Source organism: Enterobacter sp. 22499 (genome assembly GCF_052044815.1).
In the GTDB taxonomy this organism is placed as follows: Bacteria; Pseudomonadota; Gammaproteobacteria; order Enterobacterales; family Enterobacteriaceae; genus Enterobacter; species Enterobacter bugandensis.
The window spans coordinates 248,739-274,088 of record NZ_JBQENR010000001.1 but is presented as its reverse complement, the minus strand read 5'-3'; the positions used below and the strand labels follow the sequence as shown (position 1 = coordinate 274,088).

The following is a 25,350-nucleotide window of genomic DNA, read 5'->3' as shown; positions in this document are numbered from 1 at the left end:
AAATATTACAATTATTTGTTGCCGGTGGCGTTCTTCAGCGCCATACGGGCAGTAATGCGCAGGCGCAGCAAGCGCCATAAAATCCAGACCAGCGTGGCGGCAGCGATGCTTGCCGTCAGCAGATAAGTATCGTTGTAGGCCAGAATATTTGCCTCAAGGGTGGTCACCGTCTGTAGCTGGGTAATGGCCTGCGTTCCCAGCAGCGTACTGTCGCCAATCAGGCTTTTATACATCTGGGTATAAAGCTGAATCCGCTCGTTGACCAGCGGGTTAAGCGTGGTGAGCTGATCCGCCAGCAGGCTGGAGTGGTATTTCTCGCGCCAGGTCTGGAAGGTGCCGAGAATCGCCGATCCCAGCAGGCCGCCGAGGTTCTGGCTCATGCCAAACATGACCGAAAAGCTGACCAGGTTACGCGGGTCGGCAATTACCCCGCCAATGGCGGCCAGCATGGCGGGCGCCAGGAAGAAGGCGCTGCCGAAGCCCAGCAGGAACTGGCTGACCATCAGCTGATCCGGGCGGGTCAGGTTATTGGACTGGCTGTCCAGCAGCGAGGCAACAATCATCAGCGCCAGAGAGGTGATAATCGGCCACGCCAGCTTTGTGGGCTTGATGGTGAGGCAACTGGTGACGATCCCGCAGACGATCCCGGCGAAAATGGACCACGCCAGATGGGTCATCTGCTCATTCTGTAACCCCACGTACTGCAGCCAGCCGATGACGCCGGTATTTTGCTCCGCCAGCACGATGCGGATCAGCAGCATGATCAGCCCCAGGCGAACGATGCTGCCGCTCGACAGCCAGCGGGTGTTCAGCAGCGGGTTGGCGCGGTTATGTTCAAACACGATGGCGGAAACAATCAGCACCAGCGATAGCGCCAGCGACCAGCCGATCCACGGCGCCTCAAACCACCAGTCAAGACGGCCTAAAGAGAGCACGGCGCAGAGCAGGGCCATTCCGGGAGCCAGTAAAAAGAAGGTGACAAAGTCTTTCTTCTCGAAGACCTTGCGTCGGTCACCCGGCGGCAGTTTTAAGGCGATTACGCAGGCCAGGGAGATCAGCGCCAGCCCCAGTTCAAAGAAATAGAGCCCGCGCCACTCGTCCAGCTGGAGAAGCTCAGTGGAAAACAGACGCGCCAGCGGAATAGCGAGTGACGATCCGGTGATCCCGATGGTAAGCGCCTTCAGGCGATGCTTCGCAGGCCAGGCCTGGATTTGGTAGTAAATCCCCAGCGAGCTGAGCGCGGCGGCCACCATCCCGTGCGCGGCGCGTACCATCAGCGCGGAGCTGAGGTCGTTAACGAACAGGTGGAAAAAGGTGACCAGCACGTACAGTACCAGAAAACCTTCCGTAAAGGCGCGCAGGCCGTACTGTTGACGAAATTTGACCAGCAGCAGGTTAATGGAGATGTTGGTCATCACATAGACTGCGGGCAGCCAGGCGATTTCGGTCGACCAGGCCCCGAAGGTCCCCTGCAGGTTTTGCAGGTTGGCGGTGACCACCGCATTGCCCAGTGCCCCCGTCAGGCAAACCAGCAGCCCAACGACGCCATAGGCGACGCGTTTTGGCGTACTGTGCTCGGGAGTGGAAGGCGAACCCAGCAGGGCGGGTTTCTCATGTGGCTGCCACTCGCGAGGAGCATAAGGGTCGCGTTCGGGCAGGCGCATAACGTCATTACCTTAGAAATAATTGAATAATTAGCGGGCTAGCGATTCTACGTCTGCCGCAAATGATAATTCAAGTGAATATGATTTGCGCATGTTAATCAAATGTACGAGAGAAATTTAAGGAAAAAGAGCGGCCCGATGTCGCCGTTGTGTTGAGAACCTGAACTCGCTACCCTGAAGGGATAGCGAGAAGGAGTTCATCATGGAACAGACCCATTTTCCCATCCTGCCGGATGCCACGCTGGCGGCCATTAATACTGTCGGTGAATGGCTGGCGCAGGACGACCTGAGCGGCAGCCGCCAGCCCCCGGACGTCGATGCGGTAATTCTGGCAGGGAACGCGGTGATCCCGACCATTGAGGCAGCCTGCCGTATTGCCGCGCAGCGAGAAATCCCGCTCCTGATTAGCGGCGGTATTGGTCATTCAACCGCGTTTTTATATTCAGCTATCGGCAATCATCCGCGTTATCACACCTTACAAGTCGAAGGGCGGGCCGAAGCGAGCATTCTCGCCGACATTGCGCGGGCGTTCTGGCAGATCCCCGAGGCGCGCGTGTGGGTTGAAGATCGCTCCACCAACTGCGGTGAAAACGCGCGCTTTAGCTGGAACATGCTAAAAGAGCGTCAGCGGACAAGCGGGCGCGTGCTGGTGGTGCAGGACCCAACGATGCAGCGCCGCACGATGGCGACGTTTGCCCGCGTGTGCTGCGATGAACCCGCATCACCGCAGTGGATCAGCCATCCCGGGTTTACGCCAGCGCTGCAAAACGGCACAGAGGGCGTGGAGTTTAGTGGGGTCAACGCCGGGCTGTGGCCCGTTGACCGTTATCTTTCACTGGTTATGGGGGAACTGCCGCGTCTGTATGATGACGCCAACGGCTATGGCCCGGCCGGGCGGGATTTTATCGCCCACGTTGAATTCCCTGAAACCGTCACCGCCGCATGGAGACAGCTTCAACAGGACCCAGTCCTGAAGGTGGCGCGTAAAATCATCTAATCCCCTCGCCCCATTGGGGAGAGGGTTAGGGTGAGGGGAGAATCACAGCGCCGCAAACTTATCCAGCGTCCGCACCAGCTGCGTCACAAACCCATACTCGTTGTCATACCAGGCAACGGCTTTCACCAGCTGCAGGTCTCCCGCTTCTGACACCTCCGTCTGCGTGGCGTCAAACACCGAACCATAGTGCGAGCCAATCACATCTGACGACACAATCTCGTCATCGGTATACCCGAACGATTTATTCCCCTGGGTCGCCTTTTTCAACGCGGCGTTGATCTCCTCGACCGTCACCTTTTTACCCAGAATCGCTACCAGCTCGGTTACCGATCCGGTTTTCACCGGCACGCGCTGGGCGTGACCCTTTAGTTTGCCGCTGAGCGCGGGGATCACCAGGCCGATGGCTTTCGCCGCACCGGTGGTATGCGGAATAATATTTTCTGCCGCCGCCCGCGAGGCACGCAGATCTTTCCCGCGCGGGCCATCCACCAGCGCCTGGGTGCCGGTATAGGCATGAATGGTGGTCATGGTGCCCACTTTAATTTCAAACGCGTCGTTCAGGGCTTTTGCCAGCGGGGCGAGGCAGTTGGTGGTGCAGGACGCGACGGAAATAATGGTATCACTGGCGTCAATGGTATCGTCATTCACGCTATAGACGATGGTCTTCATCTCACCCGCGGGCGCCGAAATCAGAACTTTCTTCGCACCGGCGTCCAGGTGCGCCCGCGATTTTTCTTCTGAGGTATAAAAGCCGGTGCACTCCACGACGATATCCACGCCCGCGGCTTTCCACGGAATGTGCTTTGCCTCTTTTTCGGCGTACACCGCGATGGTTTTACCGTCGACAATCAGCGCATCCTCGGTGAAGTCCACGCTCCAGGGGAAGCCACCGTAGTTGGAATCATGCCTGAGCAGGTAGGCCAGGACTTTCGGGGAGGTGAGGTCGTTGATGGCGACGACGGTATTACTGTCCTGGGTTTCAAGAAGGCGGCGCAGCACAAGGCGTCCAATGCGTCCAAATCCGTTAATGCCAATTTTACTCATGGTGTTCTCCTGTGAACGTGTCGATACGACAGTTTGAACTCATCCAGGCTTAGACCATCACGGGCAGGGCAGCAATTGAAGATGCTTCATGCGAGGGGAAGTATTTGAAAAACCATACAGAAAAGTTAATGAATTTTTAAGGAAAGGAGATTATGTTGGCGCGGTGACTGTTTTTTTTCAGGAAATCCCATGCGCACTAAATATACAAGCCTGCAAATCACGATTCACTGGCTGGTGTTTTTGTTAATCGTCGTCGCCTACTGCGCGATGGAATTCAGAGGCTTTTTCCCGCGTTCCGATCGACCGCTTATTAACATGATCCACGTCTCCTGCGGCATCTCGGTTCTGGTGCTAATGGTGGCGAGATTGCTGATCCGCCTGAAGTTTCCCGCACCGCCCATTCAGCCTAAACCCAAAGCGATGATTACCGGTATGTCCCACCTTGGGCATCTGATCGTCTATCTGCTGTTTATTGCGCTGCCGCTGATTGGCATTGTAATGATGTATAACCGTGGAAACGACTGGTTCGCCTTTGGTCTGGCGATGCCTCACGCGGCGGAGGGGAATTTTGACCTGGTGGATGTGCTGAAGGAGTGGCACGTTACGCTGGCAAACCTGGGCTATTTCGTGATTGGTCTGCACGCCTTTGCGGCGCTGATGCACCACTATTTCTGGAAAGATAATACTCTTTTGCGCATGATGCCGAATAAGCGTCAGTAGTCTTTAACGCGTGCCGGGCGGCGCAGCGCCACCCGGCTTGTTTTTTAACCCAGAAGAACACGCTCTTCATCAGTTAACGCCAGCGTCTGCGTTGACCCCGTCTCTGACGATTTCACCGCCGCTTCCAGAACAGCCATGACCGCTAACGCCTCGACAGGATGAACGAGATTGGCGATCTTCCCGAGCATCGCATCCCGCACGTTGATGTAGTACTGCCGCTGATCGCCCTTTGGCGTGGCAATCGTTTGGGGTTCACCATCAGCTCCGAAGAACACCATGCTGTCGTCGTCTTCGCCCCAGGCGTCGCTGCCGGGGATTACGCCAGCCAGCAGCTGCGCTTCCTGCTGATCGATTCTGGCTTTCACCACGCTGCCTTTGTCCCCGTGAACGGTAAAGCGCGCCGTACCGCCAGCCACCAGCATGCTGGCGTGCAGAACCACCTTATGAGCCGGGTAATTGAGGACCACGTGCGCCCAGTCGTTAACCTCTGCGCCGTCGCGCAGCGTGGCGATATTTCCCTGAACAGACTCTGGCAGGCCAAACAGCTGAAGCGTCTGGTCGATCAGGTGAGGGCCCAGGTCAAACCACAGACCGCTGCCGGGGACGTTCTGCTCGCGCCAGCGCACGCGCACTTCCGGGCGGAAGCGGTCAATATGCGACTCCAGATGCTTAACCTTGCCAACCGTGCCTTGCTCAATAATCTGCTTAATGCCGAGGAAATCGCTGTCCCAGCGGCGGTTGTGGAAAACGGAGAGCAGAAGCTGCTTTTCATCCGCCAGGGCAATCAGGTCCCGGGCTTCCTGCATATCCAGAGTGAAAGGCTTATCCACGACTACGTGTTTTCCCGAGTTCAGGGCCAGCGTCGCCAGCGGCGCGTGGGTGGCGTTAGGGGAGGCAATGACCACCAGGTCGACATCAGGATGTTGAATGGCTTCTTCGGGCGTGGCTACCACCAGCACATCCGGAAGATCGCGCTTCACTTTTTCTTCATCACGGGAAGAGACCACCGCCAGCTTGAGCCCGTCCACGGACTGGATCAGCGGGGCATGGAAGGTTTTACCGACAAAACCATACCCGATCAGCGCAATGTTGATTGTTTGAACTTTACTCATGACCTTCTCCACGTTATTGCGCGCACACCGTGACCCGTAATGCGCCAGGGTCCCCAAGCTCAGGCCAGGGACGATCTAAAAAGAGTTGATGAATATCGGTTAGCCCGGAGACCAGATACGGCTCGCAGCGGTTAACTTTCAGGTGATCGGCAACAATCCAGTGCGCATGGCTTGCGGCGAGCATCGCGCGTTTCACCTCGGCATCCGCTTCTTTACCGGCACTCAAACCGAGTTCGGCATGAAGGGCGCACGCACCGAGAATGGCGATATCGGCCCGATAGCGTGACAGCAGGGACAACGTGGCGCTGCCGGCAAACAGGCGCTGCTTCGGGTCCCATTTTCCACCGAGCAGAATAAGCTCAATGTCTTCCCGGTCGCTAAAATGCTGGGCGATATCCAGCGAGGTAGTGATCACGGTGTGAGGTCCCTGCAGATAAGTGGCGACGGCCATCACCGTACTGCCGGCATCCAGAAACAGGGTGGAACCCGGCGGAACCGCCTGCGCAACCTGTTTCCCCAGGCGCTGCTTGGTTTCCGGCAGCAGGGTATTGCGGCCCTGACGATTCATGGCCGAAAGATTCAGAGCAATAGCCCCGCCGTGATTCTTCTGGGCAAGCCCCTGATTTTCCAGATCGGTCAGATCCCGACGAACGGTATCCGCCGAAACCTGCAGCTTTTCTGCCAGTTCGGTGATGCTGGCCTGACCTTGTTCACTGAGAATATCAAGGACATAGCGTTGACGTGCGGTTTTGTGCATGGGCAGCAATCCTGCAAAATGTCGCAATAAATCGCATAATACAGCATTTTGACGCAGAAGGAAGGGGCATCATAAACCAGGTTGATGTTTGATTATTGGAATTATATTAAGCGGATATCATTAAGCCGTTCTGAATGTTAACCACAGTGTTAATGTTATGTTTTAATCAACGATTTGGGTTATGTAACCAACGCATTGTCATTAATTGGTGGAATGTGCTGGTATGAAATTAAAATAAAGCATTTAATGTCTGATTTATGTTTTTTATTAGAATTATTTTTCAACAAATCGATGGCTCTTACTTAAGTTGACACTTCTTTGAAAATCTTTGTGTCTGACCCGCTCAGAAATTAACGCAAAAATGTGCGCAGAGGAGATTAAGAATTTTCCTTAAATTACAGTGTGTTTTGATGTTTCATCTGAAAGGCTACTTTCGGAGTTTTGTCCAGAAACCCCATGTTTTTTCTTATATGTAACACCGCATTAACATTGCGGGTGTAGTGGCCTATACCACATTTTGTTATGCTGCAAATCAACTTATGAAATAAGTAATTTCTTAAATTTAATAAGACAAAGGCGGATCTCATCTCCATCGGAAATGGGTATGGGGAGCTTTACCTGAAATTTAGCGAGGAAGCTAAATAAGATATTTGTCTAATTATCTGTACCTCTTTTTGGGTAATTGCTTGAGTATCACTCAGAGTCAGGGAGATAAAATGACGATATTACGCAAGCCTGTTTCACGCCAATTTATAGCTACGCTGGCGTTAATTTCATTAGCCCTAAATACGGCTTATGCCAATAGTGGCGCGGTAGGTATTGCCCCGATGGCAACGACGACCTTAAAGGAAAGTATTCTTTTCGCTATCGATCGCGATCCGTCAATTAGCCAGCAGGCCGCGCAGTTAGGTATTGGTCAGGCGCAAATAGACGAGGCGCGCAGCGGCTGGATGCCGCAAATAGCGTTGAACGGGAGTACGGGGCATAGCCAGACTACCGATTCCAGCGGTTCGCTGAAGAACTCTGCGGCCTGGGGAGTGAGCCTGACCCAGCTGATATACGATTTTGGCAAGACCAACAATAGCATCAGTCAGTCTTCCGCCCAGCGCGATAGCTACCGCTACCAGCTGATGAGCACGCTTTCTGACGTGGCGGAAAAAACGGCGCTCGGCTACGTGGAGGTCAAACGTTATTCCGACCTGCTACAGGCGGCAAAAGAGAATGTTCAGGCACTGAAAAGCGTGGAGCAGCTGGCCAAGCTGCGCGCCGATGCGGGCGTGAGTTCCACCTCCGATGAACTCCAGACCCGCACGCGTATTGCCGGCATGCAGGCGACGGTGGCGCAGTATAACGCCGCATTGAACAGCGCCCGCGCAAGGCTCGCGGTATTAACCGGAATGCAGGCAGATCATTATTCGCCGGTACCCGCAAACCTCGCCGTTGAGCCGGATTCGCTTAACCGCATTGATTATTCGTTAATACCGGCGGTAATGGCCGCGCAGAATATGGAACGTTCGGCCCAGTATGGCGTTGAAACGGCGAAGTCCCAGCACTGGCCAACCCTGAGCCTGAAGGGGGGACGCACGCGTTACGAGTCGGACAACCGCTCATACTGGGACGACCAGATCCAGCTCAATATTGACGCACCGCTTTATCAGGGCGGCGCGGTATCCGCACGCGTGCGTCAGGCTGAGGGTGCACGGGCGATGGCGTCCTCTCAGGTCGATCAGGCGCGTTTCGACGTGCTGCAAAAGGCCTCCGTCGCGCAAGCTGACTGGACCGGCGCACGGGGAAGAATGGAGGCCGGGAAGCGGCAGCTGGAAAATGCGCTGCGGGCCCGCGAGGTTTATAAAAATGAATACACCCTGAGCAAGCGGAGCATTAATGATTTGCTCAGCGTTGAGCAGGATGTCTGGCAGGCCACGTCGGCGAAAATAATCGCCGAGTATGATGGCTGGAGTTCGGCAATTAATTATGCTTCCGCGGTTGATAATTTAATGCCGCTTATTGGAATAGAGAAAAACGCTGCCGCAAAATTACCCGATTTGAGTTAACAAAAGCCACGCATAGCTGCACGAAATAAGTCTGAAAATAATGGGTGTTTTTTCCCAGGGATAGCTACATCCGTCTGGTGGATATATCCACAGGGATCCGTACACCTGCAAGGAGAGGAATATGAGTAACGTAAAGGTTGTTGATGTCATCATTCGCAAAACGGCGGAGAAAACGAAATTAACCGGCGAAGGAAATCTGTCGGTCTCTATTTCATCGCCGAGCGTGATTGAAATTCAGGGCTCTGCTCAGGACGTGGTGCGTTATGTCCGCCAGGGTAAAGACCTTCTCATTTATATGAAGGACGGCAGCGTTATTCGCTGCAATAACTATTTTGTTGAAGATCCTGAAACCCAACATCAGTCAGAGCTGGTGTTCAACGACGGGCAGGAACTGACTCATCTCTCTTTTGCCGATGCCGGGGAAGCGTCAGGCGTTGCCGCTACTGAATTAACCGCGCAGGCCACACCCATTAGCAGCATTGAACCTTTCCTGGAGCAGGGAAGCGTCTTAAGCGATGCCCCGTGGGGCTGGATTGCAGGGGCGGCGTTAGGCGGCGGTGCTATCGGCGCACTGCTGGCCCACGGCGGTGACGGCGAAACCAAAACGAAAGTCATTGATAACACCAAAGAAGTGGAAAGCGCCACGCCGACCTTCCTGCTGTCGGACAAGGTTGGCGACAAGCAGGGAGTGCTGAGCGCAAACGCCCTCACGGACGATAACGCGCCGACCTTCAGTGGTACCGGTCAGCCGGGCGCGACCATCCAGATTAAAGACGGCAGCGGCAGCACCATCGCCAGCGCGATGGTCGGTAAAGACGGCACCTGGACGGTAAAACTCCCGACCCAGGCCGACGGAGAGCACACCTGGTCGGTGGTGCAGATCGACGGCAGTAAAACCACGTCAGCGGGCAACATCACCGTGACCGTTTCTACGTCCGAGGCCACGCTTACGCTGGTGACAACGGCGGGTGACAACGTGATTAACGCCAGCGAACAGTCCGCAGGCTTTACGCTGTCCGGCAGCAGCCAGCATCTGGCGCAGGGAACCGACGTTTCCGTAACGCTGAACGGCAAAGCCTACACCGCTCAGGTGGGAGCAGACGGCGCGTGGAGCGTTAACGTGCCTGCGGCAGACGCGCAGGCGCTCAGCGACGGTACCTGGACCGTCAGCGTCAGCGGCAAAGACGCGGCGGGTAACACCGTGAGCGGAAGCCAGACGATTGGCGTGGATACCGCTGCGCCAACGCTCTCCGTCGATACGCTCGCGCAGGACAACATCATTAATGCCGCTGAGCACAACCAGCCGCTGACGCTGAGTGGTAAAACCAACGCGGAAGCCGGGCAGATTGTGACGGTGACGCTGAACGGCAAAAATTATAACGCCACGGTGGGCAGCGACGGCACCTGGTCCGTCACGCTGGCGGCCAGCGAGGTGCAGGCCCTTAATGAGGGTCACCACACCCTGACGGTGAACGTCAGCGACAAAGCAGGCAACGGCTCGTCCGTAACCGCGGATTTCACGGTAGATACCAACGCGCCGGTCGTCACCATCAACACCGTCGCGGGCGACGATATCCTCAACACCAGCGAGCAGGGACAGGCGCAGATTATTTCCGGGCAGGCGAGCGGCGCGGCGGCAGGCGATGTCGTCACCGTGACCGTTGGCGGCCAGACCTTCACCGGCGTCGTACAGGCAGACGGCAGCTGGAGCGTGGGCGTTCCTGCCTCCGTCGTCGGCGCGCTGGGTGAGGGCAACCACACCCTTGCCGTCTCCGTCACCGACGCAGCGGGGAACACCGGTAGCGCCACGCACGGCATTGCGCTGAGCGGCAACCCGCCGGAATTTACGATTGACGCCATCAGCCAGGACAACGTGCTGAATGCACGGGAGGCGATGCAGCCGCTGAGCCTGAGCGGCACCAGCAACCTGACGGACGGCAGCGCCGTTACCGTGACGCTGAATAACGTCAGCTATCAGGCGACCGTCGAAAACGGTATCTGGGCGGTTCAGGTGCCGGTATCCGACGTCCTGAATCTGGCGAACACCCTTTATAGCGTCAGCGTCAGCGGCACCGACAGCGTGGGTAACAGCGGCTCCGCAGAGGCGAATCTGCTGGTCGATACCGTGCTGCCGAAGGTGATCATTAACACCTTTGCGGGAGATAACCTGGTTAATAACGCCGAAGCGGGCGTTGACCAAACCCTCAGTGGCCGCGTTACCGGCGCGGCGGCGGGCGATACGGTGTCTGTTACCGTTGGCGGTAAGAGTTACAGCGCCACGGTGGGCAGCGATCTGACCTGGAACGTCACAATCCCTTCAGCGGATCTTCAGGCGTTTGGCGACGGGGATTTGACCTTTACCGCCTCCGTGACCAACGGGCACGGTAATACCGGCACCGGCGAGCGCGATATCAATATCAACGCGGAACTGCCGGGTCTGCGCGTAAACACCATTTCCGGCGATGACGTAATCAACGCCATCGAGCAACAGCAGGATCTGACCGTCACCGGCGCCAGCACCCATCTGGCCGCAGGTACGCCGATTGTCGTCACCATTAACAGCGTCGACTATCACGCCGTGGTGACCGCCAGCGGCGGCTGGAGCATTGGCGTTCCTGCTGCGGATCTGCAGGCCTGGACGGCCGGAGGTATGACGGTCAGCGTCAGCGCGGAAGATGCCTGGGGCAACACCGTTGCGGCTGAACACCCGATTGAACTCGATCTCAACGCCGTGGCGGTCACCATTGATACCGTCTCCGGCGATGACCTGCTGAACGCGGCAGAAAAAGGGAGCGATTTAACCCTTTCCGGCCAGACGCAGGGCGTGGAGGCGGGGCAAACCGTGGTGGTGAAATTTGCCGACCAGACTTTTACCGCGCAGGTGCAGCAGGACGGTTCCTGGAGCCTGACCGTGCCTGCCAGCGCTATGGAAACGCTGATTGACGGGCGGGCGCAGGTAAGCGTCAGCGTGACCAACGTCAGCGGCAACAGCGCGGACGCCTCACGCGTGGTGGCCGTCGATACGCAGCCGCCAGCCATTACGCTCGATAATCTGACCGACAACAACATCATCAATGCGGCAGAAGCGCAGCAGGATCTGGTGCTCAGCGGCAGCACAACCGCTGAAGCGGGCCAGACGGTCACCGTGACGCTGAACGGCAAAAACTATCAAACTACCGTGCAAGCTGACGGCACCTGGACGCTGAACGTGCCTGCCGCCGACGTTGGCGCGCTGGCAGACGGCACTGTCACCGTGACGGCCTCCGTCAGCGACGTGGCAGGTAACAGCAGCAGTGCGGACCGCGTTGGTCTGGTGGATGCCACCGTGCCGCAGGTGACCATTAATGACTTTGTCACCGACACCAACACCGTTAACCAGCTGGCCCATTCTCAGGCGCAGATCCTGAGCGGCTCCGTCACTGGCGCTGCGGCGGGCGATTTGGTCACCATCACTATTAATAACGTGGACTACACCACCGCGGTGGACGCGGCGGGCAACTGGAGCCTCGGCCTGCCTGCATCCGTCGTTCAGGGGCTGACGGACGGCACATGGACCATTAACGTCTCCGTGACCGATCGGTCCGGCAACACCGGCAGCAGTTCTCTGGATGTGGTGGTGAATACCGTGACGCCTGTTATCGGTATTAACACCCTGGCCGTAGATGACGTGATCAATGCGGCAGAGAAGGGCAAAGATCTGCTGCTTTCCGGTACCAGCAACCAGCCGGAAGGGACCACCATCACCGTAAACCTGAACGGTATCAACTACACCACCACCACTAACGCCAGCGGCAGCTGGAGCGTCACCGTGCCCGCCTCTGCGGTGAGCGCGCTGGGCGAAGCCAATTACACCGTGACGGCGAGCGTTACCGATAATGTGGGCAACAGCGCCTCAACCTCGCACGATGTGCTGGTGGACAGCGCGTTGCCGGTCGTCACTATCAACACTTTCGCGACAGACAATATCGTCAACGCGGCGGAAGTCACCGCAGGGCAAACCCTGACCGGGAAGGTCTCTAACGCGGCATCGGGCGATACCGTCACGATTATCCTCGGCGGGCAGACATACACCGCTACCGTGCAGGACGATCTCTCATGGAGCCTGCCGTTAACCGAGAGCCAGTTAACCGCGCTCGGCAACGGCGAACTGACCGTATCGGCCAGCGTTACCAACGCGCACGGTAATACCGGTTCGTCTTCGCTGGACTTCACCATCGACGCCCAACTGCCGGGCCTGCGTATTGATACCGTGGCGGGTGATGACGTCATTAACGTCATTGAGCACGCTCAGAACCTGATTGTTTCCGGTTCAAGCACCGATCTGGCAGCGGGCAGCACCGTCACGGTGACCATTAACGGCAAGATCTATTCCGCAACCGTACTGGCGGACGGTACCTGGCAGGCGGCGGTTCCGGCAGCGGACGTGTCCCAGTGGGCGGACGGTTCGCTGGATATCAAGGCAAGCGCGCAGGATCCTTCCGGCAACCCGGTGACTATCGGCACCATCGTGGACGTCGATCTCGCGCCGGTCGCCGTCAGCATCAACAGCGTGACCGCGGACAACGTGCTCAACGCGGCAGAAAAAGGTCAGGATCTGGTGCTTTCCGGCTCCTCCGCGAACGTAGAAGCGGGCCAGACCGTCACCATCACCTTTGCGGGTAAAACCTACACCACGACGGTGAACGCCAACGGCGACTGGACGTACACCGTACCGGCAGCCGATTTGAGCGGCCTGAAGGACGGCGACGCCAGCGTGAAGGTCAGCGTGAGCAATCTGAACGGCAACGCGGCGTCGTCTGCGCAGGAGTTCAGCGTCGATACCGCCGCGCCAACGGTGACCATCAATACCATCAGCGGCGACAACATGCTGAATGCGGCTGAGGCAGCGCAGGATCTGACCCTGAGCGGGACGTCCACTGCCGAAGCAGGCCAGACGGTCAGCGTAACCTTCAACGGCAACCAGTACACCGCGCAGGTGCAGGCTGACGGTAGCTGGACGCTGGACGTGCCGGCAGCCGATCTGGCGGGCATTACCGACGGTAACGCCACGGTCACGGCTTCCGTATCCGACAAAGCCGGCAACCCGGCCAGCGCGGATGCCTCCGTGCTGGTGGATACCACCGTGCCGCAGATTAGTTTTAACATCGTTGCGGGCGACGACATCGTGAATATTGCCGAGCACGGCCAGGCGCTGATCGTCTCCGGCAAGGTCACGGGCGCGCAGGCGGGTGACGTCATTACCGTCACCCTGAACGGCAAAGACTACACCGCGATGCTGGACGCGTCCGGAAGCTGGAGCGTGGGCGTTCCGGCGGCAGACGTGGGCGCGCTGGCTAACGGCGAGCAGACGATTTCCGCGACCCTCACCGACAAAGCGGGTAACAGCACCACCGCCACGCATGAATTTGACGTCTCCCTGGCTGCGCCGGAGATTGCCATCAATACCCTGGCGCTTGACGACGTGATTAACGCGGTCGAGAAAGGCCAGGACCTGCTGATTTCGGGCACCAGCAACCAGCCGGAAGGTACAGCCATTACGGTGATCCTGAACGGCATCAGCTACGCCGCGAACACCAACGCCAGCGGCGGCTGGAGCGTGACCGTTCCGGCGGCGAACGTCTCTGCGCTGGGCGAAGCGAGCTATACCGTCACGGCAAGCGTGACCGATAGCGCAGGCAACGGCGCGAACGCCAGCCATAGCGTGCTGGTCGACAGCGCGTTGCCGCAGGTCACCATTAACGCAATCGCCATCGATGACGTGATTAACGCGGCGGAAGTCGCTTCCGGACAAACCCTGAGCGGGAAGGTGAGCGGCGCGGCGAGCGGTGACACTGTCACCCTTTCAATCGGCGGCAATACGTATACCGCGACGGTTCAGGACGATCTGAGTTGGTCGGTCAACGTGCCGTCCACGGTCTTAACCGCCATCGGTAACGGCGAACTGACGGTGTCAGCCAGCGTCACCAACGGCCACGGCAACACCGGAACCGGCGAGCGCGAAATCGTTATAGACGCCAACCTGCCGGGCCTGCGCGTCGATGCCGTGGCGGGCGACGATGTGATCAACAGCATTGAGCACGCGCAAAACCTGATTATTACCGGCTCCAGCGACGGCCTGGCAGCGGGCGCGGCGCTGAGCGTGATCGTCAACGGCAAAACCTACGCGGCCACTGTGCTGGCAGACGGTACCTGGACGGCGGCCATTCCGGCGGCAGACGTCAGCGCGCTCGGCGCAGGCACGGTCACCGTGAAGGTCGAGGGAAATAGCGCGGCAGGCAACCCGGTCTCCATCAGCCACGACGTGAAGGTCGATCTGGCGACGGTTGCTATCAGCATTGACGCGATTGCGACCGACGACGTGATTAATGCGGCAGAAAAAGGCGCAGATCTGGTGCTTTCAGGTTCCACCAGCAACGTGGAAGAGAACCAGACGGTTTACATCACGTTCGGCGGCAAGTCCTACACGGCGAAAGTGGATGCCAGCGGCAACTGGACGGCGACCGTGCCGTCGGCAGATCTGGCTGGCCTGAAGGATGGCGACGCCAGCGTGCAGGTGAGCGTCACCAACGTGAACGGCAACAGCGCCTCGGCGGGACGCGAGTACGGCGTGGACGCCACCGCGCCGACGGTCTCCATCGAAATCGTCAGCGACAACAACATCATCAATGCCGCCGAAGCGCAGCAGGATCTGGTCGTCAACGGCGTCTCTAACGCCGAAGCGGGCCAGACCGTGACCGTCACGCTGAACGGCGTGGATTACACCACCACCGTGCAGGCAAACGGCAGCTGGAGCGTGACCGTGCCTTCTGCGGATCTGGGCGCGATTACCGACGGGAACTATACCATCAGCGCCGCCGTGTCGGACAAAGCGGGCAACCCGGCCTCTGCGGCTCGCGATGTGCTGGTCGATACCACCGTGCCACAGCTGACCATCAACACCGTTTCCGATGACGACGTGATCAACAGCGCCGAGCACGGGCAGGCTCTGATCGTTACCGGCTCAGTGACCGGCGCGGCGGCGGGCGACGTGGTGACCGTCACCATCAATAACAAAGATTACACGGCGACGCTGGATGCTTCCGGCAACTGGAGCGTGGGCGTGCCTGCGGCGGACGTCGGTGCCCTGACCGCCGGGGATTACACCATCACCGCGGCGCTGACCGACAAAGCCGGAAACAGCAACAGCGCGACGCGCGAGGTGGAAGTCAACCTGAGCGCGCCGGTGCTGACCATTGACACCGTCTCCGGTGACGATGTGATCAACAGCAGCGAGAAAACGCAGGATCTGACCATCAACGGTACGGCTTCCGGACTGGCGGCGGGCGCGGTGGTGACCGTGATGCTCAACGGCAAAGCCTACAGCGCCACGGTTGAGGCCAACGGTAAATGGTCCACGACCGTTCCGGCGAGCGAAGTAGGTCAACTGGGTGAAGCGCTTTACACCGTCACTGCCTCCGCAACGGACAGCGTCGGCAACAGCACCAGCACCTCGCACACCGTCAACGTGGAGTCCGTTCTGCCGGGCGTCACGATCAACACCGTGGCAGGCGATGACGTCATCAACGCGGCAGAAGTGGCCGCAGGCCAGACTATTAGCGGCACCGTGGTGAATGCCGAAGCGGGCAACACCGTGACCGTAACGATTGGCGGCAACAGCTACACCGCAACGGTACAGAGCGATCTGACCTGGTCCGTCGATGTACCGGAATCGGTCCTGACGGCGCTGGGCAACGGCGATCTGACTGTAACCGCCAGCGTGACGAACGGCGTAGGCAACAGCGGCAGCGGCGAGCGTGAGATCGCGATAGACGCCAGCCTGCCGGGTCTGCGCGTGGACACCGTGGCGGGCGACGACGTGATCAACAGCATCGAGCACGGACAGAACCTGATTATTACCGGTTCCAGCAATGGCCTGAGCGCAGGCACGGCGCTGACCGTTACCGTCAACGGCAAAACCTATCCCGCGACGGTACTGGCGGACGGTACATGGAGCGCGGCTCTCCCTTCTGCGGACGTAAGTGCCCTGGCAGCGGGCACGGTCACCGTGACCGTTGAAGGCCAGAGCAGCGCGGGCAATCCGGTTTCCATCAGCCACGATGTGACGGTGGATCTGGCGAACGTCGCTATCAGCATCGACGCCATTGCCACCGACGACGTGATTAACGCGGCGGAGAAAGGGGCGGATCTGGTGCTCTCCGGCACCACCTCAAACGTGGAGGAAAATCAAACCGTCACCATCACCTTCGGCGGCAAGAACTACACCGCCACGGTGGACGCTGAGGGTAAATGGACCGCCACGGTGCCAGCGGCAGATCTGGCGGGCCTGAAGGACGGTGACGCCAGCGTGCAGGTAAGCGTCACCAACGTGAACGGCAACAGCGCCTCGGCGGGCCGCGAGTACAGCGTGGATGCCACCGCGCCATCCGTCACCATTAATACGATTGCGACTGACGACATCCTGAACGCCACGGAAGCGCAGTCTGACCTGACGATTTCCGGCAGCAGCACCGCCGAAGCGGGCCAGACCGTGACCGTGTCGCTGAACGGCAAAGACTACACCACAACCGTCAGCGCGGACGGCAGCTGGACGCTGAACGTTCCGGCGGCGGATCTGGCGGCGCTCAGCGACGGCAGCGTGACCGTAACCGCGAGCGTGAGCGACAAGGCGGGCAACCCGGCATCCGTAAACCATAACCTGACGGTGGACGTGACCGTCCCTGCGGTCACCATCAACACCGTGGCGGGCGACGACGTGATTAACGTCGCCGAGCACGGTCAGGCGCAGATTATCAGCGGCACCGCCACCGGCGCGGCAGCGGGCGATAAGGTCACCGTTACCATCGGCGGCCAGACTTACACCACCGTGCTGGACGCGGCAGGTAACTGGAGCGTGGGCGTCCCGGCCAGCGTGATTTCCGGCCTCAGCGACGGCACCGTGACCGTCACTGCGTCTGTTACCGACGCGGCGGGCAACACCGGCAGCGGCACCCATAACGTGACCGTTGATACCGGGCTGCCGTCCGTGGGCTTTAACGCCATCAGCGGCGATAACGTTCTGAATGCGGTGGAAAAAGGTCAGGATCTGAGCGTCAGCGGCACCAGCGCCAACCTGGCGGAAGGCACCGTGGTAACCGTGACCCTCAACGGTAAAAACTACACCGCAACGACCGCTGCGGACGGCACCTGGAGCCTGACGGTTCCGGCTGCGGATCTGGCCGGTCTCGGTCAGGCCAGTTACACCCTCAATGTGGCCGCCACCAACGGCGTGGGCAACAGCGTGAGCAGCGCTGCGAACCTGCTGGTCGACACCGCGCTGCCGACCGTCACCATCAACACCGTGGCGGGCGATAACGTTATCAACGCGGCGGAAGTGGCGGCAGGCCAGACCCTGAGCGGTACCGTGGCGAATGCCGAAGCGGGCAACACCGTAACCGTGACCATTGGCGGCAACAGCTATACCGCAACGGTGCAGAACGATCTGAGCTGGTCCGTGAACGTGCCGTCTGATGTGCTGACCGCACTCGGCAACGGCAGCCTGAGCGTGACGGCAACCGTCACCAACGGCCACGGCAACACCGGCAGCGGCGAGCGTGAGATCGCGATCGACGCTAACCTGCCGGGCCTGCGCGTGAACACCGTGGCGGGCGACGACGTGGTCAACAGCATTGAGCATGCGCAGAACCTGATCGTTTCCGGCTCCAGCGACGGGCTGGCGGCGGGCACGGCGCTGACCGTTACCGTGAACGGCAAAGACTATGCGGCGACGGTGCTGGCGGACGGCACCTGGAGCGCGGCGGTTCCGTCTGCGGACGTGAGCGCGTGGCCGGAAGGCACAGTAAAAATCAGCGTCACCGGCGACAGCGCGGCGGGTAATGCGATTACCATCAGCCACGACGTGACCGTGGATCTGGCTACCGTTGCCATCAGCATCAACGCCATTGCCACCGACGACGTGATCAACGCGGCGGAGAAAGGGGCGGATCTGGTGCTGTCCGGCGCGACCACCAACGTGGAAGCCGGGCAGACCGTCACCCTGAGCCTGAACGGTAAAATCTACACCACTACCGTAGAAGCAGACGGCAACTGGACCTATACCGTGCCGGCTGCGGATCTGGCGAGCCTCAAGGACGGCGACGCCCGCCTGCAGGTGAGCGTCACCAACGTGAACGGCAACAGCGCTTCGGCGGGCCGCGAGTACAGCGTGGATGCCACTGCGCCGTCCGTCACCATCAATACGATGGCGACTGACGACATCCTGAACGCCACGGAAGCGCAGTCTGACCTGACGGTTTCCGGCACCAGCACCGCCGAAGCGGGCCAGACCGTGACCGTGTCGCTGAACGGCAAGGACTACACCACAACCGTCAGCGCTAACGGCAGCTGGACGCTGGACGTTCCGGCGGCGGATCTGGCGTCGCTCAGCGACGGCAGCGTCGCCGTGACCGCGAGCGTAAGCGACAAGGCGGGCAACCCGGCATCCGTAAACCATAACCTGACGGTGGACGTGACCGTGCCTGCGGTGACCATCAACACCGTGGCGGGCGACGACGTGATTAACCTCGCTGAGCACGCGCAGGCGCAAATCATTAGCGGCACCGCCACCGGCGCAGCAGCGGGCGATAAGGTCACCGTGACCATCGGCGGCCAGACTTACACCACCGTGCTGGACGCGGCGGGGAACTGGAGCGTGGGCGTTCCGGCGAGCGTGATTTCCGGCCTCAGCGACGGCACCGTGACCGTCATTGCGTCTGTTACCGACGCGGCGGGCAACACCGGCAGCGGCAGCCATAACGTCACCGTGGACACCGGGCTGCCGTCCGTGGGCTTTAACGCCATCAGCGGCGATAATGTCCTGAACGCGGTGGAAAAAGGTCAGGATCTGAGCGTCAGCGGCACCAGCGCCAACCTCGCGGAAGGCACCCTGGTGACCGTGACCCTCAACGGAAAAAACTACACTGCAACTACCGCCGCAGACGGCACCTGGAGCCTGACGGTTCCGGCGGTGGATCTGGCGGGTCTGGGCGAAGCGAATTACACCCTGAGCGCAGCCGCGACCAACGGCGTGGGCAATAGCGTCAGCAATACGGCGAACCTGCTGGTCGACACCGCGCTGCCGACCGTCACCATCAACACCGTGGCGGGTGATAACGTCATCAACGCGGCAGAAGTGGCGGCAGGCCAGACCATCACCGGTAAGGTGGCGAACGCGGAAGCCGGTAACACGGTGACGGTGAACATCGGCGGCAACAGCTACACCGCGACGGTGCAGAGCGATCTGACCTGGTCCGTGAGCGTGCCGGAGTCCGTCCTGACGGCCTTGGGCAACGGCGATTTGACCGTGTCGGCGACCGTCACCAACGGCCACGGCAATACCGGCGCGGGCGAGCGCGAAATCGTTATAGACGCCAGCCTGCCGGGTCTGCGTATCAATACCGTGGCGGGCGATGATGTGATCAACAGCATCGAGCACGGACAGAACCTGATCGTCACCGGCTCCAGCGACGGGCTGGCGGCGGGCACCACGCTCACCGTGACCGTTAACGGCAAAACCTATGCGGCCTCCGTGCTGGCGAACGGTACCTGGAGCGCGGCGATCCCGGCCGCAGACGTGGGTGCCCTGGCAGCAGGCGCGGTGACCGTCACCGTGGCAGGCCAGAGCAGCGCGGGCAACCCGGTCTCCATCAGTCACGACGTCACCGTCGATCTGGCGGCTGTGGCTATCAGCATCGATGCGATCGCCACCGACGACGTGATTAACGCGGCGGAGAAAGGCGCGGATCTGGTGCTCTCGGGCAGCACCTCGAACGTGGAGGAAAACCAGACCGTCACAATCGCCTTCGGCGGAAAAACCTACACCGCGAAAGTGGATGCCGACGGCAACTGGACGGCCACCGTGCCTTCCGCGGATCTCGCGGGCCTGAAGGACGGCGACGCCAGCGTGCAGGTGAGCGTCACCAACGTGCACGGCAACAGCGCGACGGCAGGCCGCGAGTACAGCGTGGATGCGACCGCGCCGACCGTGACGATTGATACGGTGGCAGGTGATAACGTGATTAACGGCAGCGAAGCGGCTGCGGGCGTGACCATCTCCGGCACCACCACAGCGGAAGCCGGGCAGACGGTCACCGTGACGCTGGGCGGCAAGAGCTATAGCGCTCAGGTGCAGCAGGGCGGTATCTGGAGCGTCAACGTGCCGGGCACTGACCTCTCCGCACTGGCCGATAACGGCTACACCGTGCAGGTCAGCGTGAGCGACGCCGCGGGTAACCCGGGCAGCGCGGGCAAAGCGATTACGCTTGATACCACACCGCCGTCCGTCAGCTTTAAGGCTGTGGCGGGCGATGACGTCATCAACAGCGTGGAGCACGGGCAGGCGCAGATCGTGAGCGGCACGGCAACCGGCGCGAGCGTCGGCGATAAGCTGGTCATCACCATCGGTTCAAACCAGTACACCACCACCGTTGACGCCAGCGGCAACTGGAGCGTGGGCGTTCCGGCCAGCGTGATTTCTGCCCTGACCGACGGCACCGTGACCATTAGCGCGACCATTACCGACAGCGCGGGCAACAGCAGCACCCAGACTCACGATGTGGTGGTGAATACGGCTTCCGTGGCGCTGACGGTGAACACCCTCAGCGGTGACGACGTCATCAACGCGGCAGAAGCGGGTAGTTCGCTGGTGATTAACGGCTCCAGCGCCCAGTTCGCCAGCGGGACGCAGGTCACCGTGACGCTGAACGGCAAGACCTATACGGCCACCATCCAGAACGACGGCAGCTGGACGACCACCGTTCCGGCCGCAGACGTGGGTGCCCTGGCCGATGGCGCGAGCTATCAGGTATCCGTGTCGGCGCAGGACAGCGCGGGCAACAGCGCCTCGGCGACGCACGGCATCAGCGTGGATACCACCGCGCCTGTCGTGAGCATTGCGACACTGTCGGGTGACGACATGCTGAACGCGCTGGAAGCGCAGCAGCCGCTGACGGTACACGGATCGTCCAGCGCGGAGGCGGGCCAGACCGTCACCGTGACGCTGGGCGGCAAAACCTACACTGCGCTTGTGGGCAGCGACGGCACCTGGACGCTCGATGTGCCGGCGGCAGATCTGGCTACTCTGAGCCAGGGGGCGCTGACGGTCACCGCGTCGGTCAACGACAAAGCCGGTAACGGCGGCCAGACCACGCACACCTTAACGGTGGATACCGCTGCGCCGACCGTGACCATCAGCACCGTGGCGGATGACGATATCGTCAACAACGCGGAGCAGCTGGCGGGTCAGACCATCCGCGGCACCACCACGGCAGAACAGGGCCAGACGGTAACCGTTTCCTTCAGCGGGCACAGCTATCAGGCGACCGTCGGGGCGGACGGAACGTGGTCGGTCTTCGTGCCGGGGCGTGATTTCCTCGGCCTGAGCGACGGGGATTACACCATTACCGCGTCGGTAAGCGACAGGGCGGGCAACCCGGGTAGCGCAACCCATGACGTGACGCTGAACGGCGATGTCCCAACCATCACCATTAACACCTTTGCGCAGGACGATATCGTCAATGCGGCCGAACACGGCACGCCGCTGGTTGTCAGCGGCACCACCGACGCGCCTGCGGGCCAGACGGTGACCATCACCCTGAACGGCAAAACCTACGCGGCGACCGTGCAGAATGACGGCACCTGGAGCTACACGGTGGGCAGCGCAGACGTCACCGCGCTGGCAGACGGCGGTTCGTACGTGATTAAGGCGCAGGTCAGCAACGCCATCGGCAACAGCGCCAGCGATAACCACACCGTCACCGTCGATCTCACCGCGCCGTCGATGGGCATCAGCATTGATTCGCTGCAAAACGACACCGGCCTGAGCGCGACGGATTTCATCACCAACGATAAGCAGGTAGTGGTCAACGGCTCCCTGACCGCGCAGCTCGGCAATAACGAGAAGGCGCAGATCAGCCTCGACGGCGGCACCACCTGGATTGACCTGACGGTGACCGGCACCACGTGGCGCTACACCGATGGTCGCACCCTGACGGACGGTACGTATCAGTACCAGGTGCGGGTGATCGATAGCGCGGGCAACGTGGGGGCAACGGACAGCCAGGACGTGGTGATTGACCTGACGAAGCCTGCGGCAACGACCATTACCGTGGATTCCGTTACCCAGGATACCGGCCTGTCCGGCAGCGACTTTATCACCAGCGACAACCAGATCAGCCTGAAAGGGACGCTCGGCGCGGCGCTGGGCAGCGGCGACCACGCGCAGATCAGCCTCGACGGCGGCGTCACCTGGACCGACGTCAGCGTGAGCGGCCTGACCTGGACCTACGTGGACGGTCGTACGCTGGCCGACGGGGATTACAACTACCAGCTGCGCGTGATTGACGACGCAGGCAACATCAGCGCCACCGCCAGCCAGGTCGTGACGATTGATACGGTTGCGCCGGACGCCAGCAAAACGATCGCTATCGACAGCATCAGCGACGATACCGGCCTGAGCAGCAGCGACTTTATCACCAACGATACGTCCCTGACGCTGCACGGCTCGCTCGGCGCGACGCTGGCCGACGGCGAGTATGCCCAGATCAGCATCGACGGCGGCGTCACCTGGCAGAACGTGATTGTCACCGGCAACAGCTGGTACTACGTGGACGGACGTACGCTGGGTAACCAGACCTATGACTACTACGTGCGCGTGGTGGATGCGGCGGGCAACGTGGGCGCCAGCGCCCATCAGCAGGTGACCGTCGATACGGTCGCCCCGGATGCGGCGATTACGGTGACGGTGGATAACATCACCGTGGATACCGGCTTCGACAATAACGACTTCCTGACCAGTTCGACCTCGTACACCCTGCATGGCACGCTTGGCGCAGAGTTAGGGGCGGGTGAGTACGTGCAGGTGAGCATGGACGGCGGCAGCACCTGGGTGTATGCCACGGTAAGCGGTACCCAGTGGCGCTATAACGACACGCGCACCCTGGCCGACGGCGATTACAGCTATCAGGTGCGGGTAGTCGATCAGGCGGGCAACGTCGGTGCCACTACCACCCAGACCGTGACGGTGGATACCCAGGCGCCGCAGTACGGCATCACCATCGACAGCATCAGCGATGATACCGGGCAGTCCGGGAGTGATTTCATCACTATGGACACCACCCTGACCATCAACGGCTCGCTGGGCAGCGCGCTGGCGAGCGACGAACGGGTGCAGATCAGCCTCGACGGCGGAAACACCTGGGTTGATGCCACGGTCATCAACCAGCGCTGGAGCTACACCGATACCCGTGTTCTGCCTGACGGAGACTACACCTGGCAGGTGCGGATTATCGACCAGGCGGGCAACGTCGGCTCCACCGCCTCTCAGGTGGTGACGGTGGACACCACGCCGCCAGCTACGGTAGGCACGGTAGTGAGCTATACCGACGGTGAAGGCGAGCGTCAGGGCACCTTTGGCAGTGCGGTAGCCACGGACGATAACGCGCCGCTGATCAACGGTACGCTCAACCGCGCTCCTGAAGACGGCGAGATCGTCCAGCTATACCGCGACGGCGTTCTGCTCGGTCAGGTGACCATGAACGGCAGCGCAAGCTGGTCCTTCCAGGATAACGGCCTGAGCGATGGCAACCACACGTACATCGTGCGCGTGACCGACAAAGCCGGTAACTACACGGAATCGGACGGCTTCGTGCTGAACGTTGATACCAGTATCCCGACCACCACGGCGGCGATTACCGCCCAGACCACGTCGGATACCACCCCAATCGTCAGCGGTACCGTCTCCGCCGACCTGGTGAACGGTGAATACCTGGTGGTGACGGTGAACGGGAAAACCTACACCTCCCAGACGGGTGGTGCCGTGGTAGTCGACCCGGATCACAATACCTGGTACCTGCAGATCCCGGACGGCGATGCCCTGAGCGTGGCGGGCTACAGCGTGACGGCGCAGGTGAAGAGCAGCGCGGGGAACGGCAATACCACCGGTACGGCGACCGGCAGCCTGGTGATTGATACCACCACGGTGAATACCGACTGGGCGACCACGGCGGGGAACAGCAACAACTCCACCATGACCTTCGGCATGAACAGCAGCGGTCTGTGGAATATCATTGCGAACACTCAGGCTTACTCCAGCAGCGATAGCTCGACCTATGCCGGCAATACGCTGACCAACACCCGCGGCTACTACGTGGTGAGCCAGACTGCCGCCGACTTTGACCGTAACGGCACGCAGGATATCTTCGCGACCGAGAATACCTACGCCGGGTCTACTCAGGTGATGTGGACCTACGATGGCAGCACCTATAACGCCAGCCAGCTGGCGATGGGGACCACCATCTGGTACGGCGGCGTGATTGCGTACGATAAAACCGGCGATGGCTATCTGGATCTGGCGTACGGCGATGCCGGTATGGACTCACTGACCTACCTGGTGAACAACAACGGCGTTCTGTCGCCGGACGGCACCGGCGGGGAGGGCGGTTTCTACGGTCAGTTCGATTCCGGACGTGAAATCTCCGGCGTCGACCTGAACAACGACGGTACGGTGGATATCGTTCAGCACACCAACCGCAGTGGCGCGTACTCGTTAACCGTGATCAACAACAACGGCAACGGCACGCTCTCCATCGGCCAGAACCTGACCAACGTGTTTGTGGTAAACGCCGCGAATACCACCACGGCGGCGTCTATGACGTGGGCGGATTTCAACGGTGATGGCTACATGGATCTGTACCTGGGCAGCAGCTACAACAACAACGGCGGGGTGATCTACTACAACGACGGTACCGGGAAGCTCTCGACCACCAAGAGCGCGGTGGAAGCCTCTAACGCCACGGCGGGGTATCTCTCGGTGGCGGTGGACTGGAACGGGGACGGGCAGATGGACATCATCAAGCTCAGCACCTACGGCGGTTCACAGACGGCGACGCTGTTCACCAACAACGGTTACGGTTCCAGCTGGACCGCCAGCCAGCTTAAGACTGGTCTGGCCTAAGCCACCGGCGTGGCG

General features: G+C 60.2%; 8 protein-coding genes. 4 read left to right on the top strand and 4 right to left on the bottom strand.

What is annotated here, in order from left to right; translation table 11 throughout:
* Positions 1–11 precede the first annotated feature (11 nt).
* A complete protein-coding gene (locus tag ACTJI7_RS01220; RefSeq protein ID WP_048959898.1) occupies positions 12–1,664 on the bottom strand; it encodes an MFS transporter in 1,653 nt (550 codons plus the stop codon).
* A 202-nt stretch (positions 1,665–1,866) separates the two neighbouring features.
* On the opposite strand from ACTJI7_RS01220, the gene ACTJI7_RS01215 reads away from it, so the two are divergent.
* Complete coding sequence (locus ACTJI7_RS01215; protein ID WP_063154009.1) at positions 1,867–2,661, top strand: YdcF family protein; 795 nt, start codon at positions 1,867–1,869, stop codon at positions 2,659–2,661.
* 42 nt (positions 2,662–2,703) lie between these two features.
* On the opposite strand, the gene gap is transcribed toward ACTJI7_RS01215, so the two are convergent.
* Positions 2,704–3,705 (bottom strand): type I glyceraldehyde-3-phosphate dehydrogenase, encoded by a 1,002-nt coding sequence (gene gap, locus ACTJI7_RS01210; protein WP_028013079.1) that lies wholly within the window; start codon positions 3,703–3,705, stop codon positions 2,704–2,706.
* 189 nt (positions 3,706–3,894) lie between these two features.
* Between gap and cybB the strand changes: the two genes are divergently transcribed.
* Positions 3,895–4,425: a cytochrome b561 gene (gene cybB, locus ACTJI7_RS01205; protein WP_032644876.1), complete on the top strand. Its 531-nt coding sequence runs from the start codon at positions 3,895–3,897 to the stop codon at positions 4,423–4,425.
* A 44-nt stretch (positions 4,426–4,469) separates the two neighbouring features.
* On the opposite strand, the gene ACTJI7_RS01200 is transcribed toward cybB, so the two are convergent.
* Both ACTJI7_RS01200 and ACTJI7_RS01195 read right to left on the bottom strand, forming a co-directional pair.
* The gene (locus tag ACTJI7_RS01200) at positions 4,470–5,537 is read right to left on the bottom strand and encodes an oxidoreductase (RefSeq protein ID WP_192979035.1); all 1,068 of its coding nucleotides are present in this window, start codon (positions 5,535–5,537) and stop codon (positions 4,470–4,472) included.
* Positions 5,538–5,550: 13 nt separating this feature from the next.
* Positions 5,551–6,294 (bottom strand): DeoR/GlpR family DNA-binding transcription regulator, encoded by a 744-nt coding sequence (locus ACTJI7_RS01195; RefSeq protein WP_047368512.1) that lies wholly within the window; start codon positions 6,292–6,294, stop codon positions 5,551–5,553.
* A 716-nt stretch (positions 6,295–7,010) separates the two neighbouring features.
* Here ACTJI7_RS01195 and ACTJI7_RS01190 point away from each other — a divergent pair.
* Both ACTJI7_RS01190 and ACTJI7_RS01185 read left to right on the top strand, forming a co-directional pair.
* A complete protein-coding gene (locus ACTJI7_RS01190; protein WP_063154010.1) occupies positions 7,011–8,348 on the top strand; it encodes a TolC family outer membrane protein in 1,338 nt (445 codons plus the stop codon).
* Between the two features lie 121 nt (positions 8,349–8,469).
* Complete coding sequence (locus ACTJI7_RS01185) at positions 8,470–25,335, top strand: Ig-like domain-containing protein (protein WP_440669530.1); 16,866 nt, start codon at positions 8,470–8,472, stop codon at positions 25,333–25,335.
* The last annotated feature ends 15 nt before the right edge of the window (positions 25,336–25,350 follow it).